Genomic DNA, 17,141 nt, shown 5'->3' on the forward strand with positions numbered 1-17,141 from the left:
GAGCCGATCAGGGCGTAGAATCCGCGCCACCTCCATATGCGGGGGGGCGCCCACAAGATCATAGGATCCGAATGTCGCAGCAAACCACCATCCGCAAGCTTGCCGAACTGGTCAACACGCCGGTCGAAAAACTGCTGGAACAGCTGGCCGGTGCCGGCATGAAGTTCAGCGGTCCCGACCAGGTCGTGACCAGCTCAGAGAAAGTGAAGCTCCTGGGCTTCCTTCGCCGTTCGCACGGCAAGCCCGAGCAGGTCCCGGAAGAGACGGATCAGTCTGCAAAGAAGATCACGCTCAACCGCCGGAAGCAGCAGGAAGTGACGGTCAATTCCGGTCGCAGCAAGACGACCGTGAATGTCGAGGTGCGCCAGAAGCGTACCTACGTCAAGGATGGTGCTCGCGCCATGACCCCGGACGAAGAGCGCGCCGACATCCTGCGCAAGCTCGAGGAGTCGCGTGCGCGCAACCTCGCCGAGCAGCAGGCGCTGGCCGAGAAGGATCGCCTGCGTGACGAGGCCATCGTCCGTGCACGCGAGGAAGAAGTCGCGGCCAAGGAACGTGCCGAAGCCGAGAAGAAGGCGGCCGAGGAGGCTGCTGTCGCGGCCAAGGCGGCCGAGGCACTGGCTGCCAGCAAGCCCAAGGTACGTGCTCCGATCGACGAAACCGCGCCGCGTCCGCCGCGTGCTCCGGCCGCCGCCCCGGCCGCGCCGCGTGGTGCACCGACGCCGCCGCCGCGCAGCGACGATCGCAACAACCGCAGCGCGCCGCGCAACGAGCGTGGCCCGGGCGACCGCTTTGCCGGCCAGATGCACCTGTCGGCTGCAGATCGCGCGCGTCGTGGCAACAGCAACAACAGCAACAACCGTGGCCGTCCGGGTAGCCGGAACCAGTCCGGTGGCCGTCGCGACATGTCGCGCGGTGGCAGCAACTCCGGTCCGCACGCCTTCGAGCGTCCGACGGCACCGGTGGTGCGTGAAGTGGCCATCGGCGACACGATCACCGTGGCCGACCTGGCGCAGAAGCTCGCGCTGAAGGGCGGCGAGGTGGTGAAGGCGCTGTTCAAGATGGGCGTGATGGCCACCATCACCCAGTCCATCGACCACGATACCGCCGCGCTGGTGACCGAAGAACTCGGCCACAAGGCGATCCGTGCCAATGACAACGACGCCGAAGACGCACTGCTGGCCTCGACCGGTGAAAACCAGGGCGAAGCCGTGCAGCGTCCGCCGGTGGTCACCATCATGGGCCACGTCGACCACGGCAAGACCTCGCTGCTGGATTACATCCGCCGCACCAAGGTCGCCACCGGCGAAGCCGGCGGCATCACCCAGCACATCGGTGCCTACCACGTCGATACGCCCAAGGGCGTCATCAGCTTCCTGGATACCCCGGGCCATGCCGCGTTTACTTCGATGCGTGCCCGCGGTGCCAAGCTGACCGATATCGTGGTGCTGGTGGTGGCTGCCGATGACGGTGTCATGCCGCAGACCAAGGAAGCGATCCAGCACGCCCGCTCGGCCGGTGTGCCGCTGATCGTGGCGATCAACAAGATCGACAAGTCCGGTGCCGACCCGATGCGGGTCAAGAACGAGCTGCTGTCCGAACAGGTCGTGGCCGAAGATTTCGGTGGTGACATCCAGATGGTGGAGATCTCGGCCAAGACCGGCCTGGGCATCGACGATCTGCTGGACGCCGTGTCGGTGCAGGCCGAACTGCTGGAACTGAAGGCGGTCGACGAAGGCCGCGCCAGCGGTGTGGTCATCGAATCCTCGCTGGACAAGGGCCGTGGCCCGGTTGCGACGGTGCTGGTGCAGCAGGGCCGCCTGAAGAAGGGCGACTACCTGGTGTGTGGCATCCAGTACGGCCGCGTCCGTGCGCTGTTCGACGAAACCGGCAAGCAGCCGGAGTTCGCTGGCCCGTCCATCCCGGTGCAGGTCCTGGGCCTGTCCGGCGTGCCGGAAGCCGGTGACGATTTCGTCGTCGTTGACGACGAGCGCCTGGCCAAGGACGTTGCCCAGCAGCGTGAAACCAAGCGCCGTGAATCGCGCCTGGTGGCCACTGCCGGCAGCCGCATGGAAGACATCATGGCGACCCTGGGCAAGGGCGAGGGCCAGCAGGTCCTCAACCTGGTCATCAAGGCCGACGTGCAGGGTTCGGTGCAGGCGCTGAGCCAGGCGCTGGTCGCGCTGTCCAACGAAGACATCCGCATCAACGTGATCCACTCCGGCGTGGGCGGCATCACCGAGTCGGACGCCAATTCGGCGGCCGCTTCGAAGGCGACCGTCATCGGCTTCAACGTGCGTGCGGATGCTTCGGCGCGTCGCATCATTGAATCCAACGGCGTGGACCTGCGTTACTTCTCGATCATCTATGACGTGATCGATCAGGTGAAGCAGGTGGCCTCCGGTCTGCTGGGCGTGGAGATCCGCGAAGAGATCATCGGTATTGCCGAGGTCCGCGACGTGTTCCGCAGCTCCAAGCTGGGCGCCGTCGCCGGCTCGATGGTCATCGAGGGCGTGGTCAAGCGCAACAAGCCGATCCGCGTGCTGCGCGACAGCGTGGTGATCTTCGAGGGCGAGCTGGAATCGCTGCGTCGTTTCAAGGAAAACGTCGAGGAAGTCCGCAACGGTACCGAATGCGGTATCGCGGTGAAGGCCTACAACGACGTCAAGCCGGGTGACCAGATCGAGTGCTTCGAGCGCATCGAAGTGCCGCGCACCCTGTAATGCTGCACGGAACCGGGCCTTCGGGCCCGGTTCCGGTTCCACCCTGTAAGCTGTTCAAGACCCAATACGAAGAAGAGCCCCGCCGCGTGCCCAAGACTTTCCATCGAACCGACCGTGTCTCCGCCCAGCTGCGCCGTGAACTCGGCACCCTGGTGCACAACGCCGTGCGCGAGCACGGGTTGCCCTCGGTGAGCGTGTCCGACGTGGAAATCACCCGCGACATGGCTCATGCCAAGGTGTTCGTCACCGCCCTGATGCCCGAGCGTTCGGCTGAAGCCGTGGCGGGCCTGAAGGAGCTGGGGTACCGCCTGCGCATGGACCTGGCCCGGGCGATGAAGCTGCGCCACGTGCCGGAGCTGCATTTCCACTACGACGACTCGGTCGATCGTGGCGAGCATATCGACAACATCCTGCGCGACCTGCCCGACACCGTGGCCGCCGAGAAGCGTCGCAAGGGCGACGAAGAATAACCGCGCGACGCCGGGCATGCCCGGCGTCGTTGCATTCCGGCTGCGTGATGTCTGATGCAGACCGCGCTGCGCGCTTGCCGGGCATGGCCCGGCGCTACCCGTACCTGTCATGACCCGAATTCAGTTCCGCCGCCTGGATGGCATCCTGCTGCTCGACAAATCGACCGGCATGAGTTCCAACGCTGCCCTGCAGGTGGCGCGCCGCCTGTTCCGTGCCGAGAAGGGCGGCCACACCGGCAGCCTCGACCCGCTGGCCACCGGCCTGCTGCCGCTGTGCTTCGGCGAGGCCACCAAGATCGCCGGCCTGCTGCTGGGCTCGGCCAAGGCCTACGATGCCGAGATCGTGCTCGGCCAGACCACCGATACCGACGACGCCGAGGGCCAGGTGCTGCTGCAGCGACCGGTGCCGGCGATCAGTGCCGACGCCCTGCAGGCGGCCCTGGCACCGTTGACCGGCAGCATCCGCCAGCGTGCGCCGATCTATTCGGCGTTGAAGCAGGGCGGTGAGCCGCTGTATGTGAAGGCGCGTCGCGGTGACGCCATCGAAGCCCCGGAGCGCGAGGTCCACGTGCACGCCATCGAGGTGCTGGAACAGCATCCGGAGCGGTTGCGTCTGCGTGTGACCTGCGGTTCGGGCACCTACATCCGCAGCCTGGCCCGCGATCTCGGCGAAAGTCTGGGGTGCGGCGCCCATATCAGTGCGCTGCGCCGGTTGTGGGTCGAACCGTTCCGCGAGCCGGCGATGGTCACCCTGGATCAGCTGCGTGCGATGGTCGAGGCCGGTGATGAGGCCGGCATGGACGCGCTGCTGCTGCCGCTGGCGGCCGGCCTGGCTGAATACCCCCGGGTCGACCTCGATGCCGACCAGGCCCACCGCTTCTGCGTCGGCCAGCGCCAGCGCGATGCGTCCTGGCCACAGGGCCTGGTGGCCGTGTTCGGCCCGGACGAGGTTGTCCAGGGCCTGGGCCAGGTCGATGGCAGCGGGCTGCTGGCTCCGCAGCGCCGCTTCAACCTCTGAACGGGGCAGGGCGGTTCAGCCCCGGACCTTGTTCCGGAGCCCCCTGACCGTTACAATTTCGCGGCCGTTTTCCGGCAATCTGCCTCGCGCAGGTTTCATCCTCGTAGTCCACGGCGAGCCTGGCGGTGCGCGAAGCGCGTTCCTGCCGGCCACGCATCACTGAGAAAGAAAAAATGTCGATCGACACCCAGAAGGTCATTGAAGACAACAAGCGCAGCTCGGCTGACACCGGCTCCCCGGAAGTCCAGGTGGCCCTGCTGACCGCCCGCATCGAGCTGCTGACCGGCCACTTCAAGACCCACAAGAAGGACCACCACAGCCGCCGCGGCCTGCTGCAGATGGTCAACCGCCGCCGCAGCCTGCTCGACTACCTGAAGAAGAAGGACGTCGAGCGTTACAAGGCCCTGATCGAGAAGCTTGGCCTGCGTCGCTAAGCAACGAATCCCCCGCGGCGCAGCGATGCGCCGCGGTTTTGTTTTGTAGCACCGCAATCCCCGATTCAGGCCGGAACGATCCGGCCACCCGCTGGCGGCAAGGGTCGCCGACGGTCCAAATTCGCAGACAGCATCCCCAAGGACACCCTCCGTGGCAAAAATCACCAAAACCTTCCAGTACGGCAAACATACCGTCACGCTTGAGACCGGCGAAATCGCCCGCCAGGCCGGTGGCGCCGTCATCGTCAAGTTCGACGACACCGTGCTGCTGGTCTCCGCCGTTGCCGCCAAGAGCGCGCGTGAGGGCCAGGACTTCTTCCCGCTGACCGTCGATTATCAGGAGAAGTTCTACGCCGGTGGTCGCATCCCGGGTGGCTTCTTCAAGCGCGAAGGCCGTGCGACCGAGAAGGAAACCCTGATCTCGCGTCTGATCGATCGCCCGATCCGTCCGCTGTTCCCGGAAGACTACAAGAACGAAGTGCAGATCATCGCCACGGTCATGTCGCTGAACCCGGACATCGATGGTGACATTCCGGCACTGATCGGTGCGTCGGCCGCGCTGTCGCTGGCCGGCACCCCGTTCATGGGCCCGATCGCTGCTGCCAAGGTCGGTTACAAGGACGGTGAGTACATCCTCAACCCGACCGTGACCGAGCTGAAGGATTCGCAGCTGGAGCTGGTCGTTGCCGGTACCTCCAACGCCGTGCTGATGGTGGAATCGGAAGCCGCGCTGCTGTCCGAAGAAGTGATGCTGGGCGCCGTGACCTTCGGTCACCGCGAGATGCAGAAGGTCATCAACGCCATCAACGAGCTGACCGTCGAAGCCGGCACCAAGCCGTCGACCTGGGAAGCCCCGGCCAAGAACGAAGCGCTGATCAGCGCCCTGAAGGAAGCCGTCGGCCCGCGCCTGGGCGAAGCCTTCCAGGTGCGCGACAAGCTGCAGCGCCGCGACGCCATCTCGGCGATCAAGAAGGACGTGCTGGAAGGCCTGGCGGGCCGCGTTGCCGCCGACGGCTGGAACCCGGCCGAGCTGTCGAAGGAATTCGGCGAGCTGGAATACAGCACCATGCGCAACTCGGTGCTGGACACCAAGGTCCGCATCGACGGCCGTGCGCTGGACACCGTCCGCCCGATCGCCGTGAAGACCAGCGTGCTGCCGCGTACCCACGGTTCCTCGCTGTTCACCCGTGGTGAGACCCAGGCCATCGTGACCATCACCCTGGGCACCGCCCGTGATGGCCAGGTCATCGATGCCGTCTCCGGTGAGTACAAGGAAAACTTCCTGTTCCACTACAACTTCCCCCCCTACTCGGTGGGTGAGTGCGGCCGCATGATGGGCCCGAAGCGTCGCGAGATCGGCCACGGCCGTCTGGCCAAGCGCGGCGTGCTGGCAGTGATGCCGTCGCTGGAAGCCTTCCCGTACACCATCCGCGTCGTCTCGGAAATCACCGAGTCGAACGGTTCTTCGTCGATGGCCTCGGTCTGCGGCTCGTCGCTGGCCCTGATGGACGCCGGCGTGCCGGTGAAGGCCCCGGTGGCCGGTATCGCCATGGGTCTGGTCAAGGAAGGCGATCGCTTCGTCGTCCTGTCCGACATCCTGGGTGACGAAGATCACCTGGGTGACATGGACTTCAAGGTGGCCGGTACCGCTGAGGGCATCTCCGCCCTGCAGATGGACATCAAGATCGAAGGCATCACCGAAGAGATCATGAAGCAGGCTCTGCAGCAGGCCAAGGCCGGCCGTCTGCACATCCTGGGCGAAATGGCCCACGGCCTGACCGCTCCGCGCGAAGAGCTGTCGGACTACGCGCCGCGCCTGCTGACCATCAAGATCCACCCGGACAAGATCCGCGAAGTGATCGGCAAGGGTGGTTCGACCATCCAGGCCATCACCAAGGAAACCGGCACCCAGATCGACATCCAGGATGACGGCACCATCGTCATTGCGTCGGTCAACGCCATCGCTGCCCAGGCCGCCAAGGCCCGCATCGAGCAGATCACCTCGGACGTCGAGCCGGGCCGCATCTACGAAGGCAAGGTCGCCAAGATCATGGACTTCGGTGCGTTCGTTACCATCCTGCCGGGCAAGGACGGTCTGGTCCACGTGTCGCAGATCTCCAGCGAGCGCGTCGAGAAGGTCGGCGACAAGCTGAAGGAAGGCGATGTGGTCAAGGTCAAGGTACTGGAAGTCGACAAGCAGGGCCGTATCCGCCTGTCGATGAAGGCCGTGGAAGAAGGCGAAGGTGCCAGCGCCGAATAATCGGCCTCGCCGATTGTGTGGTGGGTGAGGACCGTTGGTCCTCACGCTTTCGCAGATGAAAAAGCGGGCTTCGGCCCGCTTTTTCTTTGCCTGGAATCCTGTGGGTGAGGACCGTTGGTCCTTGCACTTACGCGCCTTCCTCCTCCTCCCCCAGCCACCACACCTGGCCAGGCTCAGGCTCACTCAGCGGATGCTCCCGCTGCTCGATCGTCTCCAGCACGCGTCCAGGGGCAGCGGCAACCCACATCGCCATCAACGTTTCCACGGCGGCCCGGCCCTGTGCGGCGATACCGAGATCGCGCTCGCACGCCCAGCCACTATCCTCCGCAGCCTCTGCCTCGTCGCCATGCTGGTGCGGCGTGCCATAGCTGCAACGTCGGCACAACCGTCGCACGCTCGCGGTCCAGTCCTCGATCATGCCGATACCGGGCAGGGTGAGTGCCTGCAGAGCATCGATGTCATCAGGCGCGGTGCATTGCACGAACACGGTGAAGGTGGCCATGTCCGACTGCCGCAGGCGCTGCATCGCATTGAACACCGGCACCTCGCGCTCGCCGTAGGCGCGACGTCCGGTGGAAGCGCCGTCATGCAGCACGATGTCACCGAAGCGGAAGCCGCTCTCCGGCAGCGGTACGTTGTCGATGCGTGCGCGCACCGGGTCGATGCGGCTCATGTAGACCACCTCGGCATCGGACCAGGGGGCCAGGCGCGCGCAGGCGACACCGAAGTTGCCCTCGATCGGGCCTTCGCCCTCGGGGAGGGTGATGCCGCACTGCGTCCACTGGTGGCGTGCCTCGGCCCAGTTCCCCATGGCGGTAGCGGCAATGCCGGCGTTCCATGCGCTGGCCTCATCGAACTCGCCCTGCAATTGTTGCGATTGCAGGTTGTCCTGCAACGAGGCCGGCCAGTCGCGCAGATACTTGTGCGCCAGCCCGCGCATGTAATGCAGGTACGCAATGTCCGGGGCATGCCCGATCAGTTCACCGAACAGGGCGACGGCCTGTGTGAGGTCTCCTTCGCGGAACACGGCGTAGGCACGCGCTTCCAGTAGCTGTCGTTCGTCGAGGGTTTCGTCGTCCAGCCGTTCGCCGTCGTTGGTGTTGTCGTGGTCGGTACTCATGTCCATGCGCGGTTGGAGATCCGCGGCTACCTTAGCCGATGCGGGAAGGAAGATTCCGCAGCGTCGCTGCATGTCCTGCTGCAGTGCACGAAGGCAGTGGCATGACTGCCCCGCTGTCGCCACCCGTTGGATCGAGCCTGTCCGGTGGACGACATGCCACGACATCCGCACCGCGGACGCATCGGTTTGCTAACGTGGCTGCGCCTTCGAACCGGGAGATCCCATGTTCCGCCAGACCGTGGCCGTCCTTGCCGTGCTGATTGCCGGTGCCTTGCCTATTGCCGCGCACGCCGCGCCGGCGCAGCCGCCGATCTTCGGTGCCTACTATCCGGGTGGTTCGGCCGAGCGCTATCCGGTATCGAGCATTCCGGCCGAGCGGCTGACCCACCTGTTCTACGCGTTCTCCACCATCGAGGACGGCCGCTGCACGATCGGCGCGGAAGCACCGAAGAACTTCGCCGCGCTGGCCGAGCTGAAGAAGGCACACCCGCATCTGCGCACCTTGATCTCGATCGGCGGCTGGGGTGCGGGCGGCTTCTCCGATGCGGCGCTGACCGAGGCCAGCCGCAAGCGCCTGGTTGATTCGTGCATGACGCTGTTCTTCGATCGCCACGCCGGCAGCTTCGATGGCGTGGACATCGACTGGGAATTCCCGGTCAGCGGTGGACCGAAGGAGCTGGCGCACCGTCCGCAGGATCGCGCCAACCTGACCAGGCTCGCGCAGGCGTTCCGCGTGGTACTCGACGCACACGGGCGCAAGGCGCGACAGCCGATGCTGCTGACTGCCGCATTGGCCGCCGGCCGCCTGCAGGCCGATGGCCCGTACGATCCGGCCGCCAGCTACGACCTTCCGGCGCTGGCCAAGGTGTTCGATTTCATCAACCTGATGAGCTACGACATGGGCACCGGCTTCTCGGCGGTGTCGACCTTCAACGCGCCCTTGCATGAGGTGGCGGCCGATCCGCTGGCGCCGGAATTGCGGCGCTGGAACAACGTGGCCGGCGCGGTGCAGTACTACCGCGAGCACGGTGTGCCGGCCCATAAACTGGTGCTGGGCGTGCCATTCTACGGGCGCGGCTTCAGGGTCACCGGCGATGCACCGGATGGCCTGTATCAGCCTTACAGCGCACCGGCCGACGCCGGCGACTGGCGGGTGATCAAGGCGCGCTATCTCGACCAGCCGGGTTGGACGAAGCATTGGCAGCCGCAGGCGCAGAGCCCGTGGCTGTACAACCCGGAGCAGAAGATCTTCATCAGCTACGAGGACCCGCGCTCGATCGGGCTGCGCGCGCAGTTCGCCCGCGAACAGGGCCTGGCCGGGGTGTTCATGTGGGAGCTGACCGGAGACGACGAGCAGGCCAGCCTGCTCAACGCCATGCTCGGTCCGTGGCAGAAGGCACGCATCGGCGATTGAACCGCCCGCTAGCGCCGGGCCATGCCCGGCGGATGCCGCAACGCCACCGGCCTGACGCGGCACATCCTGGCAACGCCCGCAGCGCTAGGCTGCGGGCATGATCCTCATCGAACGCCTGGACCATCTGGTCCTCACCGTCGCCGACATCGAACGCAGCTGTGATTTCTACCAGCGCGTGCTCGGCATGCAGGTCGTGCGCTTCGGCGCCGGCCGCACCGCGTTGCAGTTCGGCCAGCAGAAGATCAACCTGCACCCGGCCAGCGCACCGCTGCAGCCGCATGCCGCGCAGCCCACGCCGGGCAGTGCCGACCTGTGCCTGATCACGCGCATGGCCATGGCCGATGTGCTGGCGCACCTGCAAGCACAGGCCATCGCGGTGGAGGCGGGGCCGGTCGCACGTACCGGCGCGCTAGGGCCGATCGAATCGGTCTACTTCCGCGACCCGGACGGCAATCTGATCGAAGTGAGCCGTTACCCGGACGAGGTTTGACCCTGCTTTGGTAGCGTCGAGCTTGCTCGACGGCTCTTCGCGTGGAATCAGCAACAGTCGAGCAAGCTCGACTCTACCGGGGCATGCCTGGCAGAGGCCTCAATCCGCCCAGACGCTGTTGGGGTCGCCGTTGCGCGCACGGCGCTGGCTGGCCACCGCCAGGCGTGCGAAGCCGAACGCCATCGCCAGCGCAATCGCATCGACCCAGAACAGCGGCCAATGGCCATGCGTGGCGGCGCGCCACAGCCAGTCACCACTGAGCGCGCCATGCAGGATCGGTACCAGCGCCGTGCTGATCGCCGCGGCCCAGAGCAGCTCGCGCGCGGCCTGTGCAGGGCGGCGCAGCGCGGCCCACAGCGCACAGGCCGCCCAGGTGCCGAAACAGGCCCAGCGGATACCGTGGTCGACCGTCGACGGCGCCAGTCGTTCCAGCACCAGTGCGGTCACGAACGCCATCGAGATCGCCACGCACAGGCCGATGCACACGCCGACCGTGGCCCGCGCCATGTTCACTCCGGCGCGTGGCTGCTGCGGCTGGCGGCGCTTGCGCCGCGATTCGATCCACAGCAGGTTGCCCGAGTAGAACAGGAAGGCGCCGCCGAGGCCGAGCAGGAAGTACAGCCAGACCACCACGCCATTGCCGAACTCGCCGAAATGCAGCGCGTAGGCTGCGCTCAGCGTGGCATGGTTGGCGTCGCGCTGGCCGGGCAGCTGGCTGGCCAGTACGTTGCCGGTGGCCACATCCAGCGCCACCGCACCGAGTGGGCCGAGCGTACCGCTGGCTTCACCGGTGATCTCGATGGTGGCATTGGCATCGCCCGCGTTGGCCAGCTTCAGGTAGGCCGGTTCGAAGTTGGTCACGCCCTGCGCGCGTGCCACTTCCAGGGCGCGCGCATGCAGCACGCGCAGGCTGCCCGGCGGCGCCGGAATGCCGGTGGCGTCGCGGACGGGCGCGGTATCCATGGCCGTGGGTACGGCCTGCAGGGCCTTGCCGTCGTAGATGAGTGGATTGAGCAGGGCCATCTGCACGAACACCAGGCAGAGCAGGGCGCCGGTCACCGCGAACATCAGGTGGAAGGGCAGGCTGAGCACGCCGATCACGTTGTGCGCGTCCTGCCACAGCTGCTTCAGGTTGCGGCCGGGGCGCAGTGCGAACAGGTCGCCGAGCAGCTTCGGCAGGTGGATCACCAGGCCGCTGAGCAGGGCCATTCCATACAACAGGCTGACGATGCCCATCACGTAGATGCCAGCCACTGGCAGGCCGAGGCTGTAATGCAGTTCGTTGACCAGTTCCGCCAGCCCGGTCTGCGGCGGCGTTGGGCTGCCGGCGATCTGTCCGGGCCAGGCGTAGCGCCAGCTGCCATCCAGGGTCTGCCAGTAGGCCAGTGGCTGCGGGTGCTCGGCACCGGGGAAGGTCATGCCGATGTGCTGGCGTGCTTCCGGATGCGCGGCCAGTACATCCTCCAGCAGGTACTGCGCATCGTCCAGGCCGGCGGGCAGCGCGGTTGCCGCGCCCGGGGTCTGCCAGAGCGGCAGGTCGTGGTGGAACAGGGTCAGCGAACCGGCATAGAAGGCCACGAACAGGCCGAAACCGGCCACCAGTCCAACCCAGGTATGCAGGGTGGTGAATGTGCGCAGGGTCTGCGAGCTGAACTTCATGCGGTCGGTCTCATTGCACGGCGCCGGCCAGGCGCAGCAGCCCAAGCACGGCGAAGCCGGCCGCGGCACTGGCGGCCAGCACCAGCCAGGCGCGCAGCGCGCTGCGGAAGCTGAACGCCCACAGGGCGGCCAGCATCCAGAGCGGGATGAAGGTGATCAGGGATGGCACCAGGGCGCGCTGCCAGGGGCCGGGCGGTAGCCAGGTCACCAGGCCGGTCACGGCAGCGGCCAGCAGGAAGCCGGCGATGATGCCGGCGAAAGCGCGCGGCCACATCAGGGCGACTCCGTGCCGGGACGGTGCCAGGCGGCCAGCGCCGGCAGCAGCATCGCCGCCAGCATCCAGGTGCACAGCATCGCGACCAGGCCAGCAGCGAAACCGAGCTCGGCCATCCACAGCCACAGCGCGGCGGCGGCGGCGACCAGGCCGATCTGCCGGCCGAGGCGGCCGGCGCGACGCAGTCGTGGCCAGCGGCAGTGGGGCGAGGCGGCGTAGAAGGCCAACGCCGAGAACATCGCCGACAGGATGCCCAGGCTGCAGAAGCCGAGCGTGGAAAGGCCGACGGTGATCACAACGGGCGACCGGTGCGGCCGGGGTGCGGCGAACGCGGAGCACGGGCGGGGCCGGCGGGAGCCGGTCGGAGCGGGTGGCGCATCACGAGGTCCTGGGGGAAAGCGGGCAGGCTGGCACGGGGCGGGCTGCGGGCACATGGTAATCATTGCGTTTTCACGCCGCCACCGAGGTCCATTCAGCGGACCGTACGGTAGCCCTTGGGCTTTCCCGTGCGCTGGTTTAAGATCGGTATCGACCCCTTTCTGGAACAAGGTGGCCCGCGCCCCGCGCCGGCCGAGCGTGCGACATGAGCACTACCACCGCCCACTGTTGACCTGCCCTCGAAGGCCCTGGGTTCCAGGCGCCCTCGCGGCGCTTTTTTATTGCCCGGGCGTCGGCCCGGGACCGCTTTCCAGCCCGCTCGAGCGGGCCCCGCACGAAGCCAATGCGATGATCAACATTACTCTTCCCGACGGCAGCCGCCGCGAATTCGAAAATCCCGTCAGTGTCATGGACGTCGCCCAGTCGATCGGTGCCGGTCTGGCCAAGGCCACCATCGCCGGTTCGGTTGACGGCGTGCTGGTCGATGCCAGCGACGTGATCGACAAGGACGCATCCCTGCGCATCATCACCGCCAAGGACGAGGAGGGTGTGGAAATCATCCGCCACTCCTGTGCCCACCTGGTCGGCCACGCCGTCAAGCAGCTGTATCCGGACGCGAAGATGGTCATCGGCCCGGTGATCGCCGAGGGCTTCTACTACGACATCTACTCCGAGCGCCCGTTCACGCCGGACGACATGGCCGCCATCGAGAAGCGCATGGGCGAGCTGATCGCCCAGGACTACGACGTCATCAAGAAGGTGACGCCGCGTGCCGAGGTGATCGAGATCTTCAAGGCCCGTGGCGAGGACTACAAGCTGCGCCTGATCGAGGACATGTCCGACGACATCCAGGCGATGGGCATGTACTACCACCAGGAATACGTGGACATGTGCCGCGGCCCGCACGTGCCGAACACCCGCTTCCTGAAGGCCTTCAAGCTGACCCGCATCTCCGGCGCGTACTGGCGCGGCGACGCGCAGAACGAGCAGTTGCAGCGCATCTACGGCACTGCATGGGCCGACAAGAAGCAGCTCGAGGCGTACATCAAGCGCATCGAGGAAGCCGAAATGCGCGACCACCGCCGCATCGGCAAGCAGCAGGACCTGTTCCACCTGCAGGAAGAAGCGCCGGGCCTGGTGTTCTGGCATCCCAAGGGCTGGGCGCTGTGGCAGGTGGTCGAGCAGTACATGCGCAAGGTCTACCGCAGCAGCGGCTACGGTGAAGTGCGCTGCCCGCAGATCCTGGACGTGAGCCTGTGGAAGAAGTCCGGGCACTGGGACAACTACCAGGACAACATGTTCTTCACCGAGTCGGAGAAGCGCACCTACGCGGTCAAGCCGATGAACTGCCCGGGCCATGTCCAGGTGTTCAACCAGGGCCTGCACAGCTACCGGGACCTGCCGATCCGCTACGGTGAATTCGGCTCCTGCCATCGCAACGAGCCGTCCGGCGCGCTGCACGGCATCCTGCGCGTGCGTGGTTTCACCCAGGACGACGGCCACGTGTTCTGCACCGAGAACCAGATCGAATCGGAAGTGACCGCATTCCACCAGCAGGCGCTGGCGGTCTACCAGCACTTTGGCTTCGACGAGATCCAGATCAAGATCGCGCTGCGTCCGGAATCGCGCCTCGGTGATGATGCCACCTGGGACAAGGCCGAGGGCGCGCTGCGCTCTGCGCTGGGCGCCTGCGGCGTGGAGTGGCAGGAACTGCCGGGTGAGGGCGCCTTCTACGGCCCGAAGATCGAGTACCACCTGAAGGACGCCATTGGCCGTACCTGGCAGCTGGGCACGATGCAGGTCGACTTCATGATGGCCGGCCGCCTTGGCGCCGAGTACGTGGACGAGAACAGCCAGAAGCAGCACCCGGTCATGTTGCACCGGGCCATCGTCGGCTCGATGGAGCGTTTCCTGGGCATCCTGATCGAGCATCATGCCGGCCAGTTCCCGGCCTGGCTGGCGCCGACCCAGGTGGTGGTGGCCAATATCACCGATGCCCAGGCTGAATACGTCTCGAGCGTGACCAAAACCCTTGCGGAGCAAGGCTTCCGCGTCAGCTCGGATTTGCGTAACGAGAAGATCGGCTATAAAATCCGCGAGCATACGTTGCAGCGCGTGCCTTACCTGCTGGTCATTGGTGACCGCGAGAAGGAAAACGGGGCTGTGGCGGTGCGTACGCGTTCTGGCGAAGACCTGGGCAGCATGAGCCTGCAGGCCTTCATCGAGCGGCTCCAGGCCGAGGGCGCGTAAGCAAAGGTCCGGTCCGGGGGCACAGGCGCCCGGACCGGTTCGATACCCTTGGGAGAACGTAATATCAGCACCCCTGACAACAAACAGAACCGCAAGAATCAGGAAATCCGTGTGCCGCGCGTCCGCGTGATCGGCAGTGACGGAGAAATGATCGGCGTGTTGACGCGCGACGAAGCGCTGTCCATGGCCGAAGATGAAGGCCTGGATCTGGTCGAAATCCAGCCGCAGGCCGATCCGCCGGTCTGCAAGATCATGGACTTCGGCAAGTTCAAGTTCGAAGCGCAGAAGAAGGCCAGCGAGGCCAAGAAGAAGACCAAGCAGGTCGAGATCAAGGAAGTGAAGTTCCGTCCGGTCACGGACGAGGGCGACTACCAGATCAAGCTGCGCAAGATGCGGGGCTTCCTCGAGGAAGGCGACAAGATCAAGGTCAATATCCGCTTCCGTGGCCGTGAAATGAGCCACCAGGAGCTGGGTCGTGAGATGGCCAACCGGATCGAGACCGATCTGGGTGAGGACATCGTCATTGAATCCCGTCCGCGCCTGGAAGGGCGTCAGATGGTGATGATGATCGCGCCGAAGAAGAAGACCTGAAGCCTGACGGGCCGCCTTCCGGGGCGCCTGGCTGAATGGTTCAGGGTAAAGGGACGCCGCCGGCGTCCCTTTGCTTTTGTGGCCTGCCGGCGAAAAGGTCAGGGGGCTGGTGAGAGGGCGGTTTTGCCTGTATCATGCCCGGCTCGACCCACCCAGGACGGGTCGTACGCCGATCATGGCAGGAAGGAAAGAGCGGCCCAGGCCGCCGCCAGATCAGTCAGAAACCAGGGTCATATCCCATCAAGGACATTGCAATGCCCAAGATCAAGACCAACCGGGCAGCGGCCAAGCGTTTCCGCAAGACCGCCTCGGGCAAGTACAAGTGCGGCCACGCCAACCGTAGCCACATCCTCACGAAGAAAGCGACCAAGCGTAAGCGTAATCTGCGTCAGACGGGCCATGTCCGTGCAGAAGACGCAGGCCGTCTGGACCGCATGCTCCCTTACCTCTGAGGAACTGAAAAATGGCACGAGTTAAGCGTGGCGTACAGGCGCGTCGCCGCCACAAGAAAATCCTGGATCTCGCCAAGGGCTATTACAACGCCCGTCGCAAGGTCTTCCGCGTTGCCAAGCAGGCGGTCATCAAGGCACAGCAGTACGCCTACATCGGCCGTAAGCAGAAGAAGCGCAACTTCCGTTCGCTGTGGATCACCCGCATCAATGCGGCTGCCCGCATCAATGGTCTGAGCTACAGCCGCTTCATGAACGGTCTGCTGAAGGCCGGCATCACCCTGGACCGCAAGGTCCTGGCTGACATCGCCGTGCACGACGCAGCCGGTTTTGCCGCGCTGGCCGAAAAGGCCAAGGGCGCGCTGGCGGCATAAGTCCTTCCCGATGCCGTAACCGTTCACTCGGAACGGTGTCAGGTCAAGGCAATGCATGGGGAAGGGCGCAAGTCCTTCCCCATTCTTTTTTGGGTCCCGGCGAGGCCACAACGGCGGCGCGGGGACGGCGGTGGCGACAGGGGTCGGCCCTTCGCGCATCGCGATGGCAGATCGACTGGAGTTCCGGCCCCCCCATGAGCGACATCCAATCCCTCACCACCCAGGCGCTGGCCGATGTGGCCGCCGCACAGAGCCCCGACGTGCTGGAACAGCTGCGCGTGGCCCTGCTTGGCAAGAGTGGCAGCATCACCTCGCAGCTCAAGCAGCTCGGTGCGCTGCCGGCCGACGAGCGCAAGGCTGCCGGCGAAGCGATCAACCAGGCCCGCGACGCGCTGACCCGTGCGCTGGGCGAGCGCAGGGCGCTGCTGGAAGACGCGGCACTGGATGCGCGCCTGGCCGCCGAAGCCATCGACATCACCCTGCCGGGCCGCAATGGCGATCGTGCCGGCCTGCATCCGATCACCCGCACCCTGGAGCGCATCACCGGCATCTTCGGCCGGCTGGGCTATGAGTTGTCCGAAGGGCCGGAGATCGAGGATGACTGGCACAACTTCGAGGCGCTGAATTTCCCGCCGCACCACCCGGCGCGTGCCATGCACGACACCTTCTATTTCGGCGACGGCCGCCTGCTGCGCACGCATACCTCCGGTGTGCAGGTGCGCTACATGGGCGACCACGCGCCGCCGCTGCGCATGATCGCCGCCGGCAAGGTGTACCGCAGCGACAGCGACCAGACCCACTCACCGATGTTCCATCAGGTGGAAGGGCTGCTGGTGGACGAGCATTCGACCTTCGCCGACCTGAAGGGCACGCTGGCCGAATTCGTGCGCGCGTTCTTCGAGCGTGATTTCGAAATGCGCTTCCGCCCCAGCTACTTCCCGTTCGTTGAACCGGGCGCGGAAGTGGATATCGCCTGGCAGCAGCCCGATGGCAGCACCCGCTGGCTGGAAGTGCTCGGCTGCGGCATGGTGCATCCGAACGTGCTGCGCAATGTCGGCATCGATCCGGAGCGTTACACCGGCTTTGCCTTCGGCATGGGCGTGGAGCGTTTTGCGATGCTGCGCTACGGCGTCAACGATCTGCGCGCGTTCTTCGAGAACGACGTGCGCTTCCTCAGGCAGTTCGCGTAACGCACTAGGTAGCGCCGGGCCATGCCCGGCGGACTCAACAACGCAGG

General features: G+C 65.8%; 16 protein-coding genes. 12 read left to right on the plus strand and 4 right to left on the minus strand.

The features are described from left to right. The first annotated feature begins 71 nt into the window (after nucleotides 1–71). From infB to pnp, 5 genes are all read left to right on the plus strand, one after another. On the plus strand, nucleotides 72–2,723 hold the full coding sequence (gene infB / locus ABH900_RS13095) for a translation initiation factor IF-2 (protein ID WP_429623348.1): 2,652 nt from the start codon (nucleotides 72–74) through the stop codon (nucleotides 2,721–2,723). 86 nt (nucleotides 2,724–2,809) lie between these two features. Beyond that, complete coding sequence (gene rbfA / locus ABH900_RS13100) at nucleotides 2,810–3,193, plus strand: 30S ribosome-binding factor RbfA (RefSeq protein ID WP_429623349.1); 384 nt, start codon at nucleotides 2,810–2,812, stop codon at nucleotides 3,191–3,193. Between the two features lie 109 nt (nucleotides 3,194–3,302). Further along, nucleotides 3,303–4,211 carry a tRNA pseudouridine(55) synthase TruB gene (gene truB, locus ABH900_RS13105; RefSeq protein WP_429623350.1) on the plus strand — a complete coding sequence of 303 codons (909 nt, stop codon included), beginning with the start codon at nucleotides 3,303–3,305 and terminating at the stop codon, nucleotides 4,209–4,211. A gap of 173 nt (nucleotides 4,212–4,384) precedes the next feature. Next, a complete protein-coding gene (gene rpsO, locus ABH900_RS13110) occupies nucleotides 4,385–4,645 on the plus strand; it encodes a 30S ribosomal protein S15 (protein WP_005410445.1) in 261 nt (86 codons plus the stop codon). A 151-nt stretch (nucleotides 4,646–4,796) separates the two neighbouring features. Beyond that, entirely contained in the window at nucleotides 4,797–6,905 is a 2,109-nt protein-coding gene (gene pnp / locus ABH900_RS13115) for a polyribonucleotide nucleotidyltransferase (protein WP_429623351.1), read from the plus strand. 127 nt (nucleotides 6,906–7,032) lie between these two features. Here the strand turns inward: pnp and ABH900_RS13120 are convergent, their stop codons facing one another. Next, on the minus strand, nucleotides 7,033–8,025 hold the full coding sequence (locus ABH900_RS13120) for a hypothetical protein (protein ID WP_429623352.1): 993 nt from the start codon (nucleotides 8,023–8,025) through the stop codon (nucleotides 7,033–7,035). Nucleotides 8,026–8,248: 223 nt separating this feature from the next. Here ABH900_RS13120 and ABH900_RS13125 point away from each other — a divergent pair, with 223 nt between their 5' ends. Together ABH900_RS13125 and ABH900_RS13130 are read left to right on the plus strand one after the other, a co-directional pair. Next, a complete protein-coding gene (locus ABH900_RS13125; RefSeq protein WP_429623353.1) occupies nucleotides 8,249–9,439 on the plus strand; it encodes a glycoside hydrolase family 18 protein in 1,191 nt (396 codons plus the stop codon). Between the two features lie 97 nt (nucleotides 9,440–9,536). Continuing rightward, complete coding sequence (locus ABH900_RS13130; RefSeq protein WP_429623355.1) at nucleotides 9,537–9,929, plus strand: VOC family protein; 393 nt, start codon at nucleotides 9,537–9,539, stop codon at nucleotides 9,927–9,929. 99 nt (nucleotides 9,930–10,028) lie between these two features. Here the strand turns inward: ABH900_RS13130 and ABH900_RS13135 are convergent, their stop codons facing one another. The 3 genes from ABH900_RS13135 to ABH900_RS13145 are packed head-to-tail and all read right to left on the minus strand — an operon-like array spanning nucleotide 10,029 to nucleotide 12,158. Then, nucleotides 10,029–11,588: a PepSY-associated TM helix domain-containing protein gene (locus ABH900_RS13135; RefSeq protein WP_429623356.1), complete on the minus strand. Its 1,560-nt coding sequence runs from the start codon at nucleotides 11,586–11,588 to the stop codon at nucleotides 10,029–10,031. A 10-nt stretch (nucleotides 11,589–11,598) separates the two neighbouring features. Further along, on the minus strand, nucleotides 11,599–11,862 hold the full coding sequence (locus ABH900_RS13140) for a hypothetical protein (RefSeq protein ID WP_429623358.1): 264 nt from the start codon (nucleotides 11,860–11,862) through the stop codon (nucleotides 11,599–11,601). Further along, a complete protein-coding gene (locus ABH900_RS13145; protein WP_429623360.1) occupies nucleotides 11,862–12,158 on the minus strand; it encodes a hypothetical protein in 297 nt (98 codons plus the stop codon). The genes ABH900_RS13140 and ABH900_RS13145 overlap by 1 nt, the downstream gene beginning before the upstream one ends. 430 nt (nucleotides 12,159–12,588) lie before the next feature. Here ABH900_RS13145 and thrS point away from each other — a divergent pair, with 430 nt between their 5' ends. The 5 genes from thrS to pheS all read left to right on the plus strand — a co-directional run bounded on the left by thrS (nucleotide 12,589) and on the right by pheS (nucleotide 17,094). Then, nucleotides 12,589–14,490 (plus strand): threonine--tRNA ligase, encoded by a 1,902-nt coding sequence (gene thrS / locus ABH900_RS13150; RefSeq protein ID WP_429623361.1) that lies wholly within the window; start codon nucleotides 12,589–12,591, stop codon nucleotides 14,488–14,490. A gap of 48 nt (nucleotides 14,491–14,538) precedes the next feature. Beyond that, a complete protein-coding gene (infC, locus tag ABH900_RS13155) occupies nucleotides 14,539–15,081 on the plus strand; it encodes a translation initiation factor IF-3 (RefSeq protein WP_429623362.1) in 543 nt (180 codons plus the stop codon). A gap of 254 nt (nucleotides 15,082–15,335) precedes the next feature. Continuing rightward, nucleotides 15,336–15,533, plus strand: a complete 198-nt coding sequence (rpmI, locus tag ABH900_RS13160) for a 50S ribosomal protein L35 (protein ID WP_005410436.1) — start codon at nucleotides 15,336–15,338, stop codon at nucleotides 15,531–15,533. 11 nt (nucleotides 15,534–15,544) lie between these two features. Continuing rightward, entirely contained in the window at nucleotides 15,545–15,904 is a 360-nt protein-coding gene (rplT, locus tag ABH900_RS13165; RefSeq protein WP_005410435.1) for a 50S ribosomal protein L20, read from the plus strand. Between the two features lie 194 nt (nucleotides 15,905–16,098). Next, nucleotides 16,099–17,094 (plus strand): phenylalanine--tRNA ligase subunit alpha, encoded by a 996-nt coding sequence (pheS, locus tag ABH900_RS13170; RefSeq protein ID WP_429623363.1) that lies wholly within the window; start codon nucleotides 16,099–16,101, stop codon nucleotides 17,092–17,094. The last annotated feature ends 47 nt before the right edge of the window (nucleotides 17,095–17,141 follow it).

The sequence above is a fragment of the Stenotrophomonas sp. AN71 genome, assembly GCF_050435725.1.
Lineage (GTDB): Bacteria > Pseudomonadota > Gammaproteobacteria > Xanthomonadales > Xanthomonadaceae > Stenotrophomonas.